14 protein-coding genes are annotated in these 18,552 nt (G+C 29.2%); 2 read left to right on the plus strand and 12 right to left on the minus strand.

Annotated features, from left to right (window positions below):
* Positions 1–43: 43 nt before the first annotated feature.
* The 3 genes from mutL to miaB are packed head-to-tail and all read right to left on the minus strand — an operon-like array spanning position 44 to position 6,029.
* Complete coding sequence (mutL, locus tag KQI89_RS02785; RefSeq protein ID WP_216455800.1) at positions 44–1,951, minus strand: DNA mismatch repair endonuclease MutL; 1,908 nt, start codon at positions 1,949–1,951, stop codon at positions 44–46.
* Between the two features lie 15 nt (positions 1,952–1,966).
* On the minus strand, positions 1,967–4,648 hold the full coding sequence (mutS, locus tag KQI89_RS02790; RefSeq protein ID WP_216455801.1) for a DNA mismatch repair protein MutS: 2,682 nt from the start codon (positions 4,646–4,648) through the stop codon (positions 1,967–1,969).
* Positions 4,649–4,703: 55 nt separating this feature from the next.
* Positions 4,704–6,029, minus strand: a complete 1,326-nt coding sequence (gene miaB, locus KQI89_RS02795; protein ID WP_032121613.1) for a tRNA (N6-isopentenyl adenosine(37)-C2)-methylthiotransferase MiaB — start codon at positions 6,027–6,029, stop codon at positions 4,704–4,706.
* 293 nt (positions 6,030–6,322) lie between these two features.
* Here miaB and KQI89_RS02800 point away from each other — a divergent pair, with 293 nt between their 5' ends.
* Both KQI89_RS02800 and KQI89_RS02805 read left to right on the plus strand, forming a co-directional pair.
* Positions 6,323–7,507, plus strand: coding sequence for an aminotransferase-like domain-containing protein (locus KQI89_RS02800; RefSeq protein WP_032121614.1), 1,185 nt, complete (start codon positions 6,323–6,325; stop codon positions 7,505–7,507).
* Between the two features lie 121 nt (positions 7,508–7,628).
* Positions 7,629–8,819 carry a pyridoxal phosphate-dependent aminotransferase gene (locus tag KQI89_RS02805; RefSeq protein WP_032121615.1) on the plus strand — a complete coding sequence of 397 codons (1,191 nt, stop codon included), beginning with the start codon at positions 7,629–7,631 and terminating at the stop codon, positions 8,817–8,819.
* A gap of 13 nt (positions 8,820–8,832) precedes the next feature.
* Here the strand turns inward: KQI89_RS02805 and KQI89_RS02810 are convergent, their stop codons facing one another.
* The 9 genes from KQI89_RS02810 to mnmM all read right to left on the minus strand — a co-directional run bounded on the left by KQI89_RS02810 (position 8,833) and on the right by mnmM (position 18,543).
* Positions 8,833–9,723, minus strand: coding sequence for a GNAT family N-acetyltransferase (locus KQI89_RS02810; protein WP_032121616.1), 891 nt, complete (start codon positions 9,721–9,723; stop codon positions 8,833–8,835).
* A 103-nt stretch (positions 9,724–9,826) separates the two neighbouring features.
* Positions 9,827–10,870: a CotS family spore coat protein gene (locus KQI89_RS02815; RefSeq protein WP_246582941.1), complete on the minus strand. Its 1,044-nt coding sequence runs from the start codon at positions 10,868–10,870 to the stop codon at positions 9,827–9,829.
* A 136-nt stretch (positions 10,871–11,006) separates the two neighbouring features.
* Complete coding sequence (locus KQI89_RS02820; protein WP_216455803.1) at positions 11,007–12,917, minus strand: bifunctional 4-hydroxy-3-methylbut-2-enyl diphosphate reductase/30S ribosomal protein S1; 1,911 nt, start codon at positions 12,915–12,917, stop codon at positions 11,007–11,009.
* Between the two features lie 11 nt (positions 12,918–12,928).
* Positions 12,929–13,597, minus strand: a complete 669-nt coding sequence (cmk, locus tag KQI89_RS02825) for a (d)CMP kinase (RefSeq protein ID WP_246582942.1) — start codon at positions 13,595–13,597, stop codon at positions 12,929–12,931.
* 82 nt (positions 13,598–13,679) lie between these two features.
* Positions 13,680–14,048, minus strand: coding sequence for a chorismate mutase (gene aroH / locus KQI89_RS02830; RefSeq protein ID WP_425514073.1), 369 nt, complete (start codon positions 14,046–14,048; stop codon positions 13,680–13,682).
* Entirely contained in the window at positions 14,032–15,267 is a 1,236-nt protein-coding gene (locus tag KQI89_RS02835; RefSeq protein WP_216455804.1) for a BaiN/RdsA family NAD(P)/FAD-dependent oxidoreductase, read from the minus strand. Before KQI89_RS02835 ends, aroH begins: the two co-directional genes overlap by 17 nt.
* Before the next feature lie 146 nt (positions 15,268–15,413).
* On the minus strand, positions 15,414–16,781 hold the full coding sequence (gene gdhA / locus KQI89_RS02840; protein ID WP_216455805.1) for an NADP-specific glutamate dehydrogenase: 1,368 nt from the start codon (positions 16,779–16,781) through the stop codon (positions 15,414–15,416).
* Positions 16,782–16,971: 190 nt separating this feature from the next.
* Positions 16,972–17,850, minus strand: coding sequence for a MurR/RpiR family transcriptional regulator (locus KQI89_RS02845; RefSeq protein ID WP_032121622.1), 879 nt, complete (start codon positions 17,848–17,850; stop codon positions 16,972–16,974).
* A gap of 153 nt (positions 17,851–18,003) precedes the next feature.
* Positions 18,004–18,543 (minus strand): tRNA 5-(aminomethyl)-2-thiouridylate-methyltransferase MnmM, encoded by a 540-nt coding sequence (gene mnmM, locus KQI89_RS02850; RefSeq protein ID WP_216455806.1) that lies wholly within the window; start codon positions 18,541–18,543, stop codon positions 18,004–18,006.
* Positions 18,544–18,552 lie beyond the last annotated feature (9 nt).

Below are 18,552 nucleotides of genomic sequence, written 5' to 3' on the forward strand. Positions count from 1 at the left end.
TAAGTTAACATTTTATTTAATTAACATAATATTTATTATGTAACTACTGTACTCTTTTGAACTTTTTCTCTAATTCATAATTACTAATTTTTATAATTGTTGGCCTACCGTGGGGACAAGTGAAAGGCTCTTCGATAGTAGATAGATTTCTCACAAGAGATGTCATCTCTTCCAGTGATAACTCATCATTAGCCTTTATAGCTGACTTACATGCCATAGTTGCAATTCTATCATATTTTATATCATTTGTTTTTCCCTGACCAAAGTTCTTGATATCATCTAACATTGATACAAATGTATTTTTAACATCTAATTTTCCCAACACATAGGGTACTTCTCTTATAGATATTGTATTTTCTCCAAATTCTTCAATATCAAATCCACTATGCATAAATATTTCCTTATTCTCAATATAATAAGCATAATCTTCATAGTTTAGCTCTATAATACATGGAGTTAATAATCCTTGAATTATCACATTAGCTTCTCTTATTTCTTTTCTATATTTTTCAAAATATATCTTTTCATGAGCAGCATGTTGATCTATTATATACAGTTCATGGTTATATTCTGCTAAAATGTAAGTTTTATTATATTGACCTATTATATTTAGATTAGGAAGTTTCTCTTTAACTTCAGTAACTTGATCTTTTAAGGGATCTGAAACATATCCTCCCCTATAGCATTCATATCCTTTTAAATCCACAGGAAGTTCTATTTTTCTATGTTCAGGAGGTAAATTTTCTATATCTATTGTTACCTTTTCATATGCAATGTTATTTATGTCCTCTTTGTAATTATTTTCATATATCTTAACATCGCTTTTTTCTTCCTTAGGATAAGTAATTAACTCTTCATTATTTTTTCTAAACTCTTCTGAAAGAAAGTTTATTTTTTCATAGGAAGGTTCAGCTATATACTGGTTTTCTATCTTTTCTTCCGGCAAATAAAACTTTCCTTCTAGATGCTCTCTAAGTTTATTGTGTACTGCATTAAATATTGATGAATAAATAATTCTTTCATCTTCAAATTTAATTTCTGCCTTAGTTGGATGAATATTTACATCAATATACTCAGGAAATATATCTATAAAAACTATAAAAAATGGATGTCTATTAATAGTTAGAAAACTCTTATAAGCATTTTCTACAGCAGCTGTTATAGTTTTATTTTTTATAAATCTATTGTTAATAAATATGGATTGATTATTTCTACTTTTTCTACTAATTTCTTCAGTGCCAATATAACCATAAGTAGAAATAATATCTCTATGACTTTCAAAGTATACACAGTTTTCTGCTATAGTTTTTCCATATATACTCCTTATATTATCTATTAATCTTCCATTTCCATAGGTTATTAAAGTTTTTTTACCGTTATTATAGTAACTAAAGGATATTTTAGTATTAGAAAGTGCAATTTTACTTACTATATCACCAATTAAGGCTGCTTCTCTTTGGGTAGATTTTAAAAATTTCTTTCTAGCTGGCACATTATAAAATAGATCCCTTACTTCTATGGTGGTACCAACATTGCAACCTACCTCTTTAATATACTCTATTTTTCCTCCAGCTATACTTACCTCTACCCCAAAATTATTATCAGCTATTCTTGAAGTTAAAATAACCTTAGCCACTGCTCCGATACTGGATAAGGCTTCTCCCCTAAACCCTAAAGTACTTATATTATATATATCTTCAACAGTTGAAATTTTACTTGTAGCATGGGGCATAAATACCTTTTCTATATCATCAGGGTGTATTCCATTACCATCATCTACTAATTTTATTAGTTTTTCTCCACCCTCTTCTATTTCTACCATGATATTTTTAGACTCTGCATCTATACTATTTTCTAAAAGCTCTTTAATTACAGAGGAAGGTCGTTCCACTACTTCTCCTGCGGCTATTTTGTTTGATGTATTTTCATCTAAAATATTTATCCTTTTCAAAAGGTATCACCACCTTTAATTTATATCCTTAGCCTTTTTAACTAATTCATTAAGCTTAATCATACATTGTAACGGAGTCATATTTAGTATATCTATCTCTGAGATATCTTTCATAAAACTTTCCTTTTGTAAATCCGTAAATCCAATTTGGTATATGTCTTCACTTTCTAGTTTTTTCTCTTCCTCAAAACTACTCTCAATGTTTAAAGAGGTTTTTTCTTCAGTAACTACACTACTTTCATTTAATTGGTCCTTTGAATAAGGAGTTTTATCTACAAAAGAGTCCCCTTTAGATTCCTTCTCTAAGTTTAAAAGTATTTCTCTAGCTCTTATAATAACCTCTTCAGGTAATCCAGCAAGTTTAGCTACATCTATACCATAGGATTGATCTGCACCACCATGTAATATTTTTCTTAAAAACACAATGCTATTGTCTATTTGTTTTACAGAAACTGAATAATTCTTAACTCCTTGAAGCATATCTTCAAGAACCGTAAGCTCATGGTAATGAGTTGCAAATAAAGTCTTAGATTTTATGTTATTATTTTTACATATGTACTCAATAACTGACCAAGCTATACTAAGTCCATCATAAGTGCTAGTTCCTCTACCTACCTCATCTAATAATATCAAACTTTTATTTGTAGCATTTTTTAATATATTAGCAACTTCACACATCTCAACCATAAAAGTACTTTTTCCACCAGCTAAGTCATCTGACGCGCCAATCCTTGTAAATATTTTATCACATACACTTATATCTGCATAATCTGCTGGCACAAAACTACCTATCTGAGCCATTAAAACTATAATTGCTACCTGTCTCATATAAGTTGACTTACCTGCCATATTAGGACCTGTAATAAGTAATAGCTGCTCTTCTTTTGTGTCCATATAGGTGTTATTGCTTACAAACCTTCCTTTTTCTATGACTTTTTCTACTACAGTATGTCTTCCCTCTTTAATATTTATATAATCCTCATTATTTATCACCGGTCTTTTATAATTATTTTCTAAGGCAACTGTGGCTAATGAAGAGATACAGTCTAACATAGAAATTAATCTTGATGTATTTTTCATTCTTTCTATGTTGGATTCAATTTCATCTCTTATATTTATAAATAAGCTATACTCTAAATCCATGAGCTTTTCCTCTGCTCCTAGAATTTGATCTTCAATTTGTTTTAGCTCCTCTGTAATAAACCTTTCTGCATTGGATAAAGTTTGTTTACGGATATATCTATCCTTAGGGATAGAATCATAATTTGCCTTAGTTATTTCTATATAATAACCAAATACTTTATTGTAACCTATTTTTAAAGATTTTATTCCAGTAAACTCTCTTTCTTTACTTTCCATAGAAGCTATCCATTGTTTTCCGTTTATCTTAGCCTCTCTTAAACTATCTATTTCCGAGTTAAAACCATCCTTTATAATATTGCCCTCTTTTAATGATAAAGAAGGATTATCTATTATAGATTTTACAATAAGTTCATAAACATCTCTTAATTCATCTAAATTCTCACCTATATACTTTAAAATATCAGACTTTGAATCTTTTAAAAGATTTTTTATGTATGGTATTTTTTCTAAAGAACTTCTTAACGATAATAGTTCCTTTGCATTTACACTTTTAGTAGATATCTTTCCTATAATACGTTCTATATCATATATATCTTTAAGGGCTATTTTAATATCTTCTAGTAAATTAATGTTTTCATAAAGTTCCTCTACGCCATCAAGTCTATAAAGTATCTTTTCTCTATTTATTAAGGGTTGCTCTATCCATTTCCTTAGCATTCTGCTTCCCATAGCAGTAGAGGTATTATCTAGTACCCAAAGCAAAGATCCTTTCTTTGTCTTATCCTTTATATTTTCTGTTAGCTCAAGATTTCTTCTAGAATTTATATCTATAGACATAGCTTCAGAAACATTATAAACCTCTAGTATAGTTATATTCGATAATGATTGTTTTTGAGTATCAATAATATATCTCAATAAACCATTGGCAGAATAGGCTATTTCCTCTTTTAGGGAGTTTATACCCTCCCCTTGGAACTGCTGTTTTAAGTTATCTAAACTATCTTTAGTAAAATACTCTACATTTTTTTTAGTTATAACAATATTATTAAAAACACTTATTTTGTTCATAAAGCTTTCTTCAACACCTTCTGGAATAATTATTTCCTTGGGTTGAAACTTAGAAAGCTCATCTAAAACCAAATCATAATCTAAATTAAAAGAAGTACTATAAAATTCTCCAGTGGAAATGTCTGAAGTACTTAATGAAACTTTATCTTTATCTATGTATATGCTCATTATATAAGTATTTTTATTTTCATCAATAAAGGTGCTATCATTAAAAGTTCCTGGAGTAATAACTTTTATTACATCCCTTTTAACGATCCCCTTTGCTGTAGAAGGATCTTCTGTTTGTTCACAGATAGCTACTTTATATCCTTTCATTACTAATCTTCCAATATAGGCTTGAGCTGCATGATAGGGTATCCCACACATAGGAGCCCTATCTTCTAAGCCACAGTCTCTACCAGTTAGTACTAGTTCTAATTCCTTTGAAGCTGTCTTAGCATCTTCAAAAAACATCTCATAGAAGTCTCCTAATCTAAAAAACAATATGCAGTCTTTATAGTTTTCTTTTATCTCTAAGTACTGTTGCATCATAGGAGTAATTGCCATGTATTCTCCTCCTTAACATTAAATTTTAAAAAAGCTCTTAATAGATAAGAGCTTTTTAAATTTCCTCTCCATTAAGAGAAAAGGATAGTGCATTAGTTATTTTTACATTTACTAACTTACCTATGCTTTCTTTATCTCCAATAAAGTTAACTGGTTTTCCAGTTCTTGTTCTTCCCATAAGCTTATTCTCATCATTTTTACTTAAACCTTCTACAAGAACCTCTACTATTTTATCTTCATATTCCTTATTTTTCTTTGCACATATTTCTTTAACTAAATCAGCTAGCTTGTTAAACCTTCTATGCTTATCTTCATCACTAATTTGGTCTAACATCATATCTGCTGGAGTAAATTTTCTTCTAGAGTATATAAAGGTAAATGCAGAGTCATACTCCACCTCTTTTACAAGGCTTAAGGTTTCTTCAAAGTCTTCTTCAGTTTCTCCTGGAAAACCTACAATTATATCTGTACTAATTGCAATGCCAGGTATCTCTTTTTTAATTTTTTTGATTATATTTAAATAATCTTCTCTATCATAATGTCTATTCATTTTCTTTAATATATTACTAGAGCCACTTTGCACTGGTAAGTGTATCTGTTCACATAATTTATCACAATCCCTAATTGCATATATTACATCATCAGATAAATCCTTGGGATGAGAAGTCATAAATCTTATTCTTTCAAGACCTTCTATTTTATTTATTCTTCTTAAAAGATCCGCAAAGGTTAGGTTCTCTTCTAGCCCCTTCCCATAGGAATTTACATTTTGTCCTAGTAAAGTAATCTCTTTATAGCCCTTTGAAATTAAATCTTTTATTTCTTTTTCTATATCTTCAGGTTTTCGACTTCTTTCTCTTCCTCTAACATAAGGTACTACACAATAAGTACAGAAATTATTACAGCCATACATTATAGTTACAAAGCCTTTTATATCACTTTCCCTATCAACAGGCACTCCTTCAACTATTTGAGTTTCTTTATCTACAATCTCTTTTACCTGAACTCCTTCTTGCCTTACCCTATTTAAATATTCAGGAAATTTATGAGCATTATGGGTTCCAAATATTATATCAACAAAAGGATACTTTTTTAATATAATATCTGCCATACCTTTTTGCTGCATCATGCATCCACAAACTGCTATAATTAAATTTGGATTGTTTTGCTTAACTTTTTTTAATGCACCTAGATTTCCATAAACCTTAAGTTCTGCGTTTTCTCTTACGCAACAAGTGTTAAATATAATAACAGAGGCATCAAGCTTACTTTCTGTTTTCTCATAACCTATATTTTTTAACATTCCTGAAAGTTTTTCTGAATCCTCTTCATTCATTTGACAACCCCAGGTTTCTATGTAATATTTCAATTGTTCTTTCATTCTTTCTTCTACTCCTTGTCTATATTATAAAAATACCATTCTAATCTATTATATATAACTTAGTAAACTTTTTGAAGTTATTTTTTGTATATTAGGATAAGCTATTAACAGATTGTACTTTAATAATAAATCCTTTGAAAATTTTATGAGTTAATTAGGATTTGTTTAAATTATTAAAAGATTGAAATATATTATTCAGTGTAAAGGTTTAAAAGAGGAAAACAGATTAAAATGTAGAATTATATAACTGTATTTAATGTATTTAAATCGAAATATTTGTTGGGGGTGCTTTTATGAATATTAAATTCTCCGATAGAATGGGAGAAATTAAAGCTTCAGAAATTAGAGAACTATTAAAATTAACACAACAACCTGAAATAATATCTTTCGCTGGCGGACTACCAGCTCCTGAACTTTTTCCAATAGAGAATATGGAGAAAGTTGCTTCAAAAGTTATAAGGGAACAAGGAAGAGAAGCATTACAATATAGTACAACAGAAGGATTTAATCCTTTAAGAGAAGTAATAATTGAGCAAAGATTAAAACCTGTTGGAATAAATGCATCTTTAGAAAATATAATGATAACTAGTGGTTCACAACAAGCACTAGAATTTTCAGCTAAATTATTTATTAACGAAGGTGATGTAATCCTTTGTGAAAGTCCTAGCTACTTAGGAGCTATAAATGCATTTAAAGCTTATAAACCTACTTTCGTGGAAATTCCTATGGATGATGATGGTATGATAATAGAAGAGTTAGAAAAGGCATTAAAAGAGCATAAGAACACTAAATTCATCTACACCATACCAGACTTTCAAAATCCTACAGGCAAAACTATGACTATAGAAAGAAGAAAAAGATTAGCTGAAATAGGAGCTGAATATCAAGTTCCTGTAATTGAGGATAGCCCTTATGGAGAATTAATTTTTGATGGAGAAAAATATCCAACTATAAAAAGCTTTGATAAAGAAGGTTTTGTAATTCAATTAGGAACTTATTCAAAAACTTTTTGTCCTGGCTTAAGAATAGGTTGGGTATGTGGACATAAGGATATCATCCAAAAATATGTAATGATAAAACAAGGTGCTGATTTACAATCAAGTACTTTAGACCAAAGGATAGCAGCTGCTTACATGAAAGAATATAACTTAGATGAACATATTGCAAAAATAATAGAAGTTTATAAAAAACGTAGAGATATTATGATAAATTCAATGAAAGCATATTTCCCTAAGGAAATAAAATTCACTAATTCAAAGGGTGGTCTATTTACCTGGGTGGAATTAAAAGAAGGTCTAGATGCTGCTGAGATATTAAAAGAAGCTTTAGAGGAAAAGGTTGCTTTTGTACCTGGTGCTTCTTTCTTCCCTAATGGTGGACATAAAAATTATTTTAGATTAAACTATTCTAATATGCCTGAAGAAAAAATAAAAGAAGGTATAGAAAGATTAGGAAAAGTTTTAAGCAAGTATTATTAAGTAGATTCTTGATTTCCCTATAGGGTTACATCTTGTGGAAAGTTTTAATTGTATTAATTAAAGGGTTATTACTATAATTACTATAATAAGAATATTAAAAATTATAGAGGGAGGTTATCACATGAATTTTTCTAAGAGAATTCAATCAATGCAATTTTCACCTATACGTAAGCTTACTCCTTATGCAGAAGAAGCTAAATCAAAAGGCAAACATGTATTTCCTTTAAACATAGGTCAACCAGATATAAAAACACCTGAGACCTTTTTTGAGTCTATTTCAAAGTTTAAAGAAACAGTATTAAAGTATACTAACTCTCAGGGAATGGACGGACTTATTAATAGCTTTATTAGCTATTATAATGAGTGGAATATAAGCTTTGAAAAAGATGAGATATTGGTAACTAATGGTGGTAGTGAGGCTCTATTATTTGCTATAATGGCTATATGTGATTGTGAAGACGAAATTATAATTCCTGAACCTTTTTATACAAACTATAATGGATTCAGTGAAGCTGCCGGAGTTAATGTAGTTCCTTTTTTAACAAAAGCTGAAGATGGATTTCATCTGCCTAATAAAGAAACTATATTAGAAAAAATAACTAATAAAACTAGAGCTATATTAATATCAAATCCAGGTAATCCTACAGGTGTAGTTTATACTTATGATGAAATAAGAATGTTAGCAGATATAGCTAAGGAGAAAGACATATTTTTAATTGCTGATGAAGTTTATAGAGAATTCATATATGATAACTTAGAATATACCTCTGTATTATATATGGAAGACATCTTAGATAGAGTTATCTTAGTAGATAGTATATCTAAAAGATATAGTGCTTGTGGAGCTAGGATAGGTTTAGTTGCTTCCAAAAATAAAGATTTAATAAAACAAATACTAAAACTTTGCCAATCAAGATTGTGTGTTCCGACCTTAGAACAGATAGGTGCAGCTAATTTAATAAATACACCTAAAGAATATTTTGCGGAAGTTAAAAAAGAATATGAAAACAGAAGAAATATACTTTATGAATCATTAAAAAGCATTCCAGGTGTTGTATGCGAAAAACCTACTGGCGCATTTTATGTAGTTGCAAAGTTGCCTATTAGTGATGCAGATCATTTTGCAAAGTGGATGTTAACTGACTTTAACTATGATAACAAAACAGTTATGGTAGCTCCTGCTGAAGGTTTTTATGCCACTGATGGTTTAGGGAAAAATGAAATAAGAATTTCTTATTGTATAAACTCCAAAGACTTAAAAGAAGCTATGGAGGTATTAGCTAAAGGATTAGATGCTTATAAAAAGTTGTAATTTAAAAGAGGGCCTATGCCCTCTTTTTATTATTTGTATTATTATATTTAAATTGCCAAAGGGATATTTCTTCATTGAAATTAAACCCTATACTTTTATAAAGATTTAAGGCCTTTACATTATTATTAGCAACTTTTATTTTAATATTTGAATAACCTTTTTGTTGTGCCATGCTCAGTAATTTTTTTATTAATAACTTGCTATATCCTCTACCTCTAAACTTAGGAATTACCCCAAAGTTTACTATAATAATAGCATCATCATCTAAAATCAGTTGTCCATATCCAATATATTCATCTCTATACTTTAAAAATACCCCTCCAGATTTTATATAGTAATCTTGATTTTCATCAAATATGATATCTTCTATCACCAGAGGTATCCTATTTTTATTTTTAAATATTTCATTTTGAATAAGACACCTTAGAGGTTCTTGCCTTCCTTCCTGAAAAATTTCAAATTCTAAGTCTTCAATTAAATCTAACTTAAAATCACTATCTACTTTAATCAAGAGCTCTATGCTTCCTTCTGTCTTAATAAAGCCTAGTTTACTTAAAACCTTACTATTATAGCTGTTACTTTTACATTCATAAAAAAGATTATACTCTTTTTTGAAAATTTTGAGATAATTATTAATGGTACTTAAATTTATATTTTCTTTAATCCACATAGAGTGTATTGTGTAGTCCTTTTTATCAAGTTTCTCGTACCAAAGATATCCTATATATCCCGTTTCATCTTTAAGCAATAATGTAGAAGATTTCATTAGAATTCTTTCTAAAGCACTATAGTTCTTATAACAATTATAGTAATCCTTATTCAATTTATTAAATTCTCTAGACCTTTTCAACATATCAGTAAAAATACTGCAATTCTTTTTTGATAATTTAGCACAATTATACATAATTACCTCATAATTAACATTAATTATTAGACAAAATCAGTATAATATAGGCTTCTGTATAAGTCAATATTTTATTGATTTATATAGATATAATTAATGAAATTTAGAGGTTCTCCAAATATTCTATGTATTTAGAGATGAAACTTTCTTGTAGCTCTATATACCTTATTATTTTTTCTAATTTTTTCATATATTTTATTTCACTGTAATGTTTATGTTTTACATATCTCTTTTTTCCTAGCTTCCAAAATTTATGTGGAAATATGATTAATGCTAGCATAACCTCTAATTCATCTTTACTTAAATGTCTTACTGATATATAAGCTTCAATTATGCATTTAGCCTTTTCAAAATCCCACATAAAATCACTTTTATGCATTAATCTCCTTATATACTTACCTAAGTCATGAACTTCTAAGTCTATGATTATACTATCTAAATCTACAATATAATACTCTTCCTGTTTTTTTAGTATATTTTGATAATAAAAACTGTCATGACATAAAGTTTTATTATGTTCAGCTTTTTTAGATATATCGTAATAATAGGAGTTTTGAAGAATATTCAAAGCTATTACCCCTCTTTCGTATAATATATCTATATAGCTATCATATAATTTATCAAATTCATTAATAAGTCTTTTACGACTTATTAATTTTTTATAGTATTCTAAATCATAAAGATTTGATAAAAATATTTTAGGCCAGTTTTTTAGGTTGTTTTTAATTTTAAGCTCTGAAATATCTATTTTTTCTACAGCATTATGAAACTCGGCAAGTAGCATAGCACATTGAGATGCTTCTAATTCATCATTTATTTTAATTTCCTCTCCATCTATCCAATCAGTTAAATATAAAATGTATTTTCCATACTTAACATAGTTATATCCTTCTTTAGTTTTAATATATTTGGCTACTTTATTAAAACCTATTTTATTTAGTTCTTCTACAAGGATAAATCCATTTTTTACTTTACCTTTTCCCCTCTTCATTCTTTTTAAACAATAAGTCCCCTCTTTACATGTAACCTTATAAGCACTTCTCACTTTTTTTATATTTATAATATTTAATCCATAATACTGCATGGATTGCTCTATCATCCTTTTTTCTTTAGGAAATATATTAACATCCACATCTAATCTATCCAATAATCTCCACTCCATAGACAATATTGTTATCTATATAAATATATTGAATTATTAAGCTTTTATTACTTAATAAAAGAAAAACCTCCTAAGATCAATAATTAGCTATTGCTCTTAGGGGGTTTTATATAATTTAATTTTATTCTATAGATTTAATACTTAAAGAGATTCTCTTATTTTCTGTATTGCTTTCTAATATTTTTGCTTTTACTTGCTCCCCTATCTTTAACATATCTGATGGCTTATTAACTCTTTTGTGACTTATTTCAGATATATGGACTAATCCATCTACACCTGGCTCTAATTCAATAAATGCTCCAAAATCAGCGAATCTAACAACCCTACCTAAAACTATGTTTCCTGTTGGATACTTTTGCTCTACATCTTTCCAAGGATCTTCTTTTAAGGCTTTAATACTTAATCCCAACTTTTTATTTTCCTTATCTAATTCGATAATTTTAACATTTATCTTACTTCCAACCTTTAATGCATCAGAAGGTTTGTTCACCTTGCCCCAGGAGATTTCAGATACATGTAATAGTCCATCTACACCCTCTACCTCTACAAAGGCCCCAAAACCAGTTAATCTTTTTACTACCCCTTCATAATCATCACCTAATTGGAAAGTTTCCCAAGCCTTTAATTCCATTTCAGCTTTTATTTTTTCTAATATGGCTCTTCTTGATATAACTATTTTTGTTTGTCTTTTTTCTTCACTAAACTCTATTACTTTTACTTTAAGAGTCTTACCTATATATTGACTTAAATCTTCTACATGGTGTAGTTCTATGTGTGATGCCGGTAAAAAAACCTTTACTCCATTATAATTTGCTATTAATCCACCTTTAACCTCTTCAACTATTTTAACCTCTAATTCCTCATCATTACTATTCATCTTCTTTAGTTCATTAAAAGCCTTTTCTCTTTGTACCTCAATTCTTGAAAGAACCACATATCCATCTATATTAGTTCTGCTAATTACCTTAGCTTCTATTTCATCACCTACATTAAGAATATTTTTTAATTCCACCTCTTCTAAAGTTATTTCTTCTTTAGGTAACACCGCATCTGACTTGTATCCTATATTTACATATACCTCTTTTTCATTTACAGATATTATTTTACCCTTTACCAACTGACCTACAAATACACTGTTGTCGTTTTCCTCCATATATGCTAACTGCTCATTTATTTCAAAGTTCTTCTCTTCATTCATTTTATTTAATACCTCCTTTATAATCCAATCTGGTGTAGAAGCTCCTGCCGTAATTCCTATAGAATAGGGATTGTTGTTTTGTAGAAAGTTTTTAGGAATATCTTCTACAGTTTCTATATGTATAGTATCCTCACAATTGGCTTTGCATATTTCATATAACTTATTAGTATTAGAACTATGTCTGCCACCTATAACAACCATTTTATCTACAGATTCTGAAATTTTAAATGCATTTTTTTGCCTCACTTCTGTAGCCGAACATATAGTATTAAAAGCTATAAATTCCTTACATTCTTTAGCTACTGTGGCGATGACTTTCTCCCAATTCTCTTGTTTTTCTGTAGTTTGTGATACTACACACACCCTTTTAGGTAGAGAAACATCTACTTCTCCATTTTTAAATATAAATGCTTTATTATTACACCATCCATTTATACCCTTAACTTCTGGATGATTTGGGTCACCTACTATTAGTATATCATATCCTAACTCAGAATATTTACTTACTTTATTTTGTATATTTGATACGAACGGACATGTTAAATCAACAATATTAAACCCTTTTTCACTTAACTTAACATATGTATCTTTAGGTACACCATGAGACCTTATAACTATAGTATCTCCCTCTTTAAGAGTTTCTAAATCTTCTAACTCTATAGGGAATATATTATTTTCTGTAAGATATTTTATTACACTTTCATTATGGATTAATGGCCCTAATGTATAAATATTTTTACTAAGATTTTTTTGAGTATTAATGGCATCCTCTACTGCTCTTTTTACACCAAAACAAAAGCCTGAGTTTTGAGATAATATTACTTGATTTTTCATAATTCGCTCCTTTATTTGGCTCCACTTACTAAAGAACTTTTTATATGTTCTGAAATCTTATTAACTACACCATCAATATTTAAACCTGTAGTATCAATTTCTATGGCATCTTCAGCTTTTCTAAGTGGGTCTGTCTTCCTATTACTATCTAAATAATCTCTATTTATTATATCTTTTAATATATCCTCATATTCCACCTTTAAGCCTTTATTTACTAATTCCTTATATCTTCTATTTGCTCTTTCCTCTGGAGAGGCTGTTAGAAAGAACTTAAAGGGTGCCTCTTTAAGAACTACTGTCCCTATATCTCTACCATCCATTATTACATCATACTGTTTTGACATATTCTGTTGTAATTTAACTAACTTTTTTCTTACTTCAGGTAAAGCAGCAAATTCTGATACTTTTTTACTAATTTCCGGAGAGGTTATCTTCTCTTCAACATCTTCATTATTTAATATCAACCTATCCTTATTAAAATACATATCCATTTTATCTATTAAATCACATAAGCCATCAATATCCTCTGAAGAAACATTTGTGCTTAGTGCCATTAATGTAACAGCTCTATACATAGCTCCTGTATTTATATACATAAGATTAAAATCCTTTGCTAATAACTTTGCAATGGTACTTTTTCCTGCTCCTGCTGGTCCGTCTATAGCTACTGATAATCTCAAAATAATTCTCCTTTCAATGGTATTGGTATATAGTATTTATATATTCTATATAAAAAACTAAAATCCTTTAAGATAGTTTTTGTTAATGATTTAGGTCTGGTCTAAGTTTTTTAGCCTCTCTTAAATAGACGGATTGAAATGTATCTCTCCCATCTAAACATTCATATAAAACTAAAGTTCTAATGCATAAAGGCATATATTTATCTGAATGCACCTCCATTTCATTGAAATGCATTATAGCGACGTTATTTAACCCTAATTCCTCTCTTATATATTTTCCTGGATATACTTTAGTTATATCTTTTGTGCAAGAAAAAAACACAGAAATTATATTTTCCTTATTCATATTATTAGTTTCAATAATTTGTTGAAACAATTCTATAGTTGCTTCTTTTATTAATTCTTCATCATCTTTGGCTATAGTTATAGCACCTCTAATAGCTATCATCATCTTCACCTACCCTACTTCCTGCAAGATAACCTGTAGATAAGGCTATTTGAACATTATATCCCCCTGTAAAAGCATCTACATCTATTACTTCTCCAGCAAAGTATAAGTTTTTAACCACTTTAGATTTCATTGTAGAAGGGTCTATCTCTAAAGTGTCAACTCCTCCAGCGGTAACTATAGCTTCCGCAATAGGTCTTAATCCCTTTACATCTAACTCCATATTTTTTAATATGTATACTAATTTTTTTCTTTCTTCTTTTGTAATTGCATTTACTTTTTTTTCAGGTTCTATATCACTAAGTTTTATTATAATAGGAATAAGTTTATTTGGGAGTAAATCCTCTAGAGAATTTTTAAAGTCCTTATTTATATATTTTATAAAGTCTTTCTGTATTCTTTTATCCAAAGTACTTTCATCAAGAGAAGGTTTTAAATCTATTTTCACTTTGTACCCTTCCTTATTTTTTATAAATCTGCTAGCAGTTAAAACTATTGGTCCAGATATACCAAAATGAGTAAATAGCATTTCACCAAAATCTTTAAACAAAACCTTCTTGTCTTTAATAATGCTAAGCTCTATATTTTTTAAAGATAATCCTTGAAGCTCCTTTACCCACTGCTGCTTAATATCTATAGGCACTAAAGAAGGCTTAGGTTCTATTATATTATGTCCTAATTTCTTTGAAAATTTATAACCATCACCAGTGGAACCAGTTTGAGGATAAGAGACCCCTCCAGTAGCTAAAATGAAATAATCTCCATTTAATTCTGTTCCATCTTCTAAAACAATAGAGTTTATTATTTTATCCTTATGTTTTATATCTTTAACTTTTGAGTTTAAAAGTACGTTAACTCCTCTTTTATCTAACTCTTTGTGAAAGGCTCTTATTATATCTGATGATTTGTCTGATTCTGGGAACACTCTATCTCCACGCTCAACTTTTAATGCCACTCCTAAGGATTCTAAAAAACTCATAACATCTTCATTAGTAAAAGTATAAAGTGAACTATATAGGAACTCGGGATTTCCAGGTATATAATCAAAAAAGTCACCTATGCTTTTGGCATTAGTAACATTACATCTTCCTTTACCTGTAATGTATAATTTTTTACCTATTTTTTCATTTCCATCAACTAAGTAAACTAAGCCTTTTTCAGAAGCTTTAATTGTTGCCATTAATCCAGCTGGTCCTGCACCTATTACTATAATTTTTTTCATATATTCAACTCCTAGTTTATAACTATATCAAACTAGTTTAATGATAAACTTTGACAAAATATTTGTCAATTTATAATAAATTTATCCACTTAAAAATCTGAAAAAAACAGCTAAAACCTAAGGTTTTAGCTGTTTTTAATTATATTTTAGTAAATTCCTTGAGCGTACATAGCTTCTGCAACTTTTACGAAACCTGCAACGTTTGCACCTGCTACTAAGTTATATCCAAATCCATATCTCTTAGAAACAGTCATTGCTGTATCATGTATGTTAATCATAATTTGATGTAATTTTTGATCTACTTCTTCTCTTGTCCAAGATAATCTCATGCTGTTTTGTGACATTTCTAATGCAGAAACTGCAACCCCTCCAGCATTAGCTGCTTTAGCAGGTCCAACTATAAGATTATTTTCTAAGAAGTACTTAACAGCTTCATTTGTACAAGGCATATTAGCTGCTTCACATACAAACTTAATTCCATTATCTACTATTTGTTTTGCATGCTCTAAATGAATATCATTTTGAGTAGCACAAGGCATTATTATATCAACTTTAACTCCCCATGGTTTTTCTCCCTTGAAGAATTGAACACCAAACTTTGTAGCATAATCTTCAACTTTATCTCTTCCAGAGTTTCTCATTTCTACTAAGTAATTTATTTTTTCTGGGGTAACAATTCCATCTGGGTCATAGATATATCCATCTGGTCCTGATAGTGTAACTACCTTTCCACCTAAATCAGCTACCTTTTGGCATACTCCCCATGCAACATTACCAAATCCTGATACTGCTACTGTTTTACCCTTGAAATCTGTTCCTTCATGTTTTAATATTTCCTGACAGAAGTAAGCAACACCAAATCCTGTTGCTTCTGGTCTTATTAAACTTCCACCATAGGAAAGTCCTTTACCAGTTAGCACACCATTTTGGAAAGCTCCTCTTATTCTTCTGTAATATCCATACATATAACCAACTTCTCTTGCTCCTACACCTATATCTCCTGCTGGAACGTCTACGTCTGGTCCTATATGTCTATATAATTCAGTCATAAAGCTTTCGCAGAACCTTCTGATTTCTCCATCTGATCTTCCTCTTGGATCAAAATCGGATCCACCTTTTCCTCCTCCTATTGGAAGTCCAGTTAATGAATTCTTTAATATTTGCTCAAAACCCAAGAATTTTATAATTCCTAAGTAAACTGAAGGATGGAATCTTATACCACCTTTGTAAGGCCCTATGCATCCATTAAATTGAACTCTGAATCCACGATTAACGTGTACATTTCCTTCATCATCTACCCAAGGCACTTTAAACATTATTTGTCTTTCAGGTTCACAAAATCTTTCAAGAAGATTTGCATCAATGTATTCTGGATGTTTTTCTAAAACTGGAGCTAAAGAATCTAAAACCTCTTCCACAGCTTGAATGAATTCTGGCTCCCCAGCATTCCTTTTCTTAACGTTTTCAATTACTTGTTCAATGTACTGAGATGGATTTAATCTTTGCTTTGTCATTTTAATAATACCCCCTAAAATGAATGTAATGCTTCATTTTACATTATATTTGCATATCAAATTTCTTGACACTATTAATATTCTATATTTAGTAAGGTATTCCTTCTTTTTTTCTAAAAAATTTTACTTTTGCAATGATTAACACAATTAAAAAGCAATCCTTCATTTTAATGCAGGATTGCTTGTAAAATTAATATCTATCCTCAATATTTTTATAAGAATAAACCTCGTATTCTTGCCAAATTTCCTCTAAATCATTATAAGTCTTTGAAATATTTTCTTTTTCTCTTAATCCAACTGCAATTATTAAAGCATTAATAACGCTTAAAGGAGCCGCTAGTGAATCCACAAATGAGGCCATGTTACTTTGTGCTATTAATGTATAATCTGCTTGAGAGGCTAATGGAGATAACAAGCTATCTGTTATAGCTACTACTTTAGCATTTCTACTTTGAGCATAAGTTAAAGCTTCAATAGTTCTTGTAGCATAACGTGGAAATCCTATTCCTATTACTAGATCTCCCTCTCCTACTCTAATTATCTGTTCAAATATATCACTGATTCCATAGCCTACTACTTTAACATTATCTAGTATTACATTTAAGTAAAACCCTAAAAATTCAGCTAAAGCAGTGGAGCTTCTTAATCCAATAATATAAATCCTTTTAGCATCAAAAATATTTTGTACAACATCTTCAAAGGTTTTATGATTAATTTTTTCAAGGGTAGATCTTATATTTTCCATATCAGCTTTTAATACACCTTTAAGAGCATTTTCTTCACTTATAAAATCATTAGCTAGTTCAATTCTTTGCACTGTAGTCAATTTGTTTTTAATTAATTCTTGTAAAGCTTTTTGAAGTTTAGGGTACCCACTAAATCCAAGTTCATTTGCAAATCTAACCACAGTGGATTCACTAACCCCTACACTTGTTCCTAATTTTGCAGCGGTCATAAAAGCTGCCTTATCATAATGCTTTAATATATATTCTGCAATTAATTTTTGACCCTTACTTAATCTTGGAAACTTTACTTGAATCATTCTCATTAGATCTTGATTGCTTTCCATAAATATTTCCGTTCCTTTCTTCAATTTTATAAAAAAATGAAATATTTATTTCAGTTTATCATCTAATGAAAATTTATTCAATAAGTAATTCATTTTTTTGTTAATTAAACCCTTTAATCCATCTATATATTTTTTATAGAGTATTTTAGTGTATTATTTTTTTTCAATTATTATAAGTGAAGGAGCATTAACTCTATTAAGCATCTCATGAATCATAACTCCATAGATATTCTTTTGCAAGGAGGAAACGTATTTTAATAATTCTTCTTTTTCCTTCTTACCTTCTGGGTGTCCACTATATATAGCTAAAGATATAATTCCTCCTGGATTTAAAAGTTCCAAACCTTGCTCTATACTAGTTAATGTAGAATCCCACTTAGTAGTTATACTTTTATCTCCACCAGGTAAAAAGCCTAGATTATACATTATGCAATCTACTCTATCCTCTACATGACTTTTTATAAACTCATGAGATTCTTCAATTAAAATAACATTAGGTATACTTTTCTCTTTATAACTTAATATAGCCTCATGCTGTATCTCAAAAGAATATACCTTTTTAAAGTGTTCAGACAAGAAATCACTATCATTGCCATTTCCTAAAGTAGCATCTATTGCTACATTAAAATTATTTATATTATCCTTAATTATTTTATGAGATAATAAACTTATATCCGCTGTATAATTAAACATATTTTATCT

Origin of the sequence: Clostridium simiarum (genome assembly GCF_018919175.1) — a bacterium.
Taxonomy (GTDB): domain Bacteria; phylum Bacillota; class Clostridia; order Clostridiales; family Clostridiaceae; genus Clostridium_L; species Clostridium_L simiarum.

What these genes read in the sequence shown, in the direction of transcription:
- mutS (WP_216455801.1), bottom strand. Translation starts at nt 4,648, where the DNA reads ATGGCAATTACTCCTATGATGCAACAGTACTTAGAGATAAAAGAAAAC.
- miaB (WP_032121613.1), bottom strand. Translation starts at nt 6,029, where the DNA reads ATGAAAGAACAATTGAAATATTACATAGAAACCTGGGGTTGTCAAATG.
- KQI89_RS02800 (WP_032121614.1), top strand. Translation starts at nt 6,323, where the DNA reads ATGAATATTAAATTCTCCGATAGAATGGGAGAAATTAAAGCTTCAGAA.
- KQI89_RS02805 (WP_032121615.1), top strand. Translation starts at nt 7,629, where the DNA reads ATGAATTTTTCTAAGAGAATTCAATCAATGCAATTTTCACCTATACGT.
- KQI89_RS02810 (WP_032121616.1), bottom strand. Translation starts at nt 9,723, where the DNA reads ATGTATAATTGTGCTAAATTATCAAAAAAGAATTGCAGTATTTTTACT.
- KQI89_RS02820 (WP_216455803.1), bottom strand. Translation starts at nt 12,917, where the DNA reads ATGAAAAATCAAGTAATATTATCTCAAAACTCAGGCTTTTGTTTTGGT.
- aroH (WP_425514073.1), bottom strand. Translation starts at nt 14,048, where the DNA reads ATGATGATAGCTATTAGAGGTGCTATAACTATAGCCAAAGATGATGAA.
- KQI89_RS02835 (WP_216455804.1), bottom strand. Translation starts at nt 15,267, where the DNA reads ATGAAAAAAATTATAGTAATAGGTGCAGGACCAGCTGGATTAATGGCA.
- gdhA (WP_216455805.1), bottom strand. Translation starts at nt 16,781, where the DNA reads ATGACAAAGCAAAGATTAAATCCATCTCAGTACATTGAACAAGTAATT.
- KQI89_RS02845 (WP_032121622.1), bottom strand. Translation starts at nt 17,850, where the DNA reads ATGGAAAGCAATCAAGATCTAATGAGAATGATTCAAGTAAAGTTTCCA.
- mnmM (WP_216455806.1), bottom strand. Translation starts at nt 18,543, where the DNA reads ATGTTTAATTATACAGCGGATATAAGTTTATTATCTCATAAAATAATT.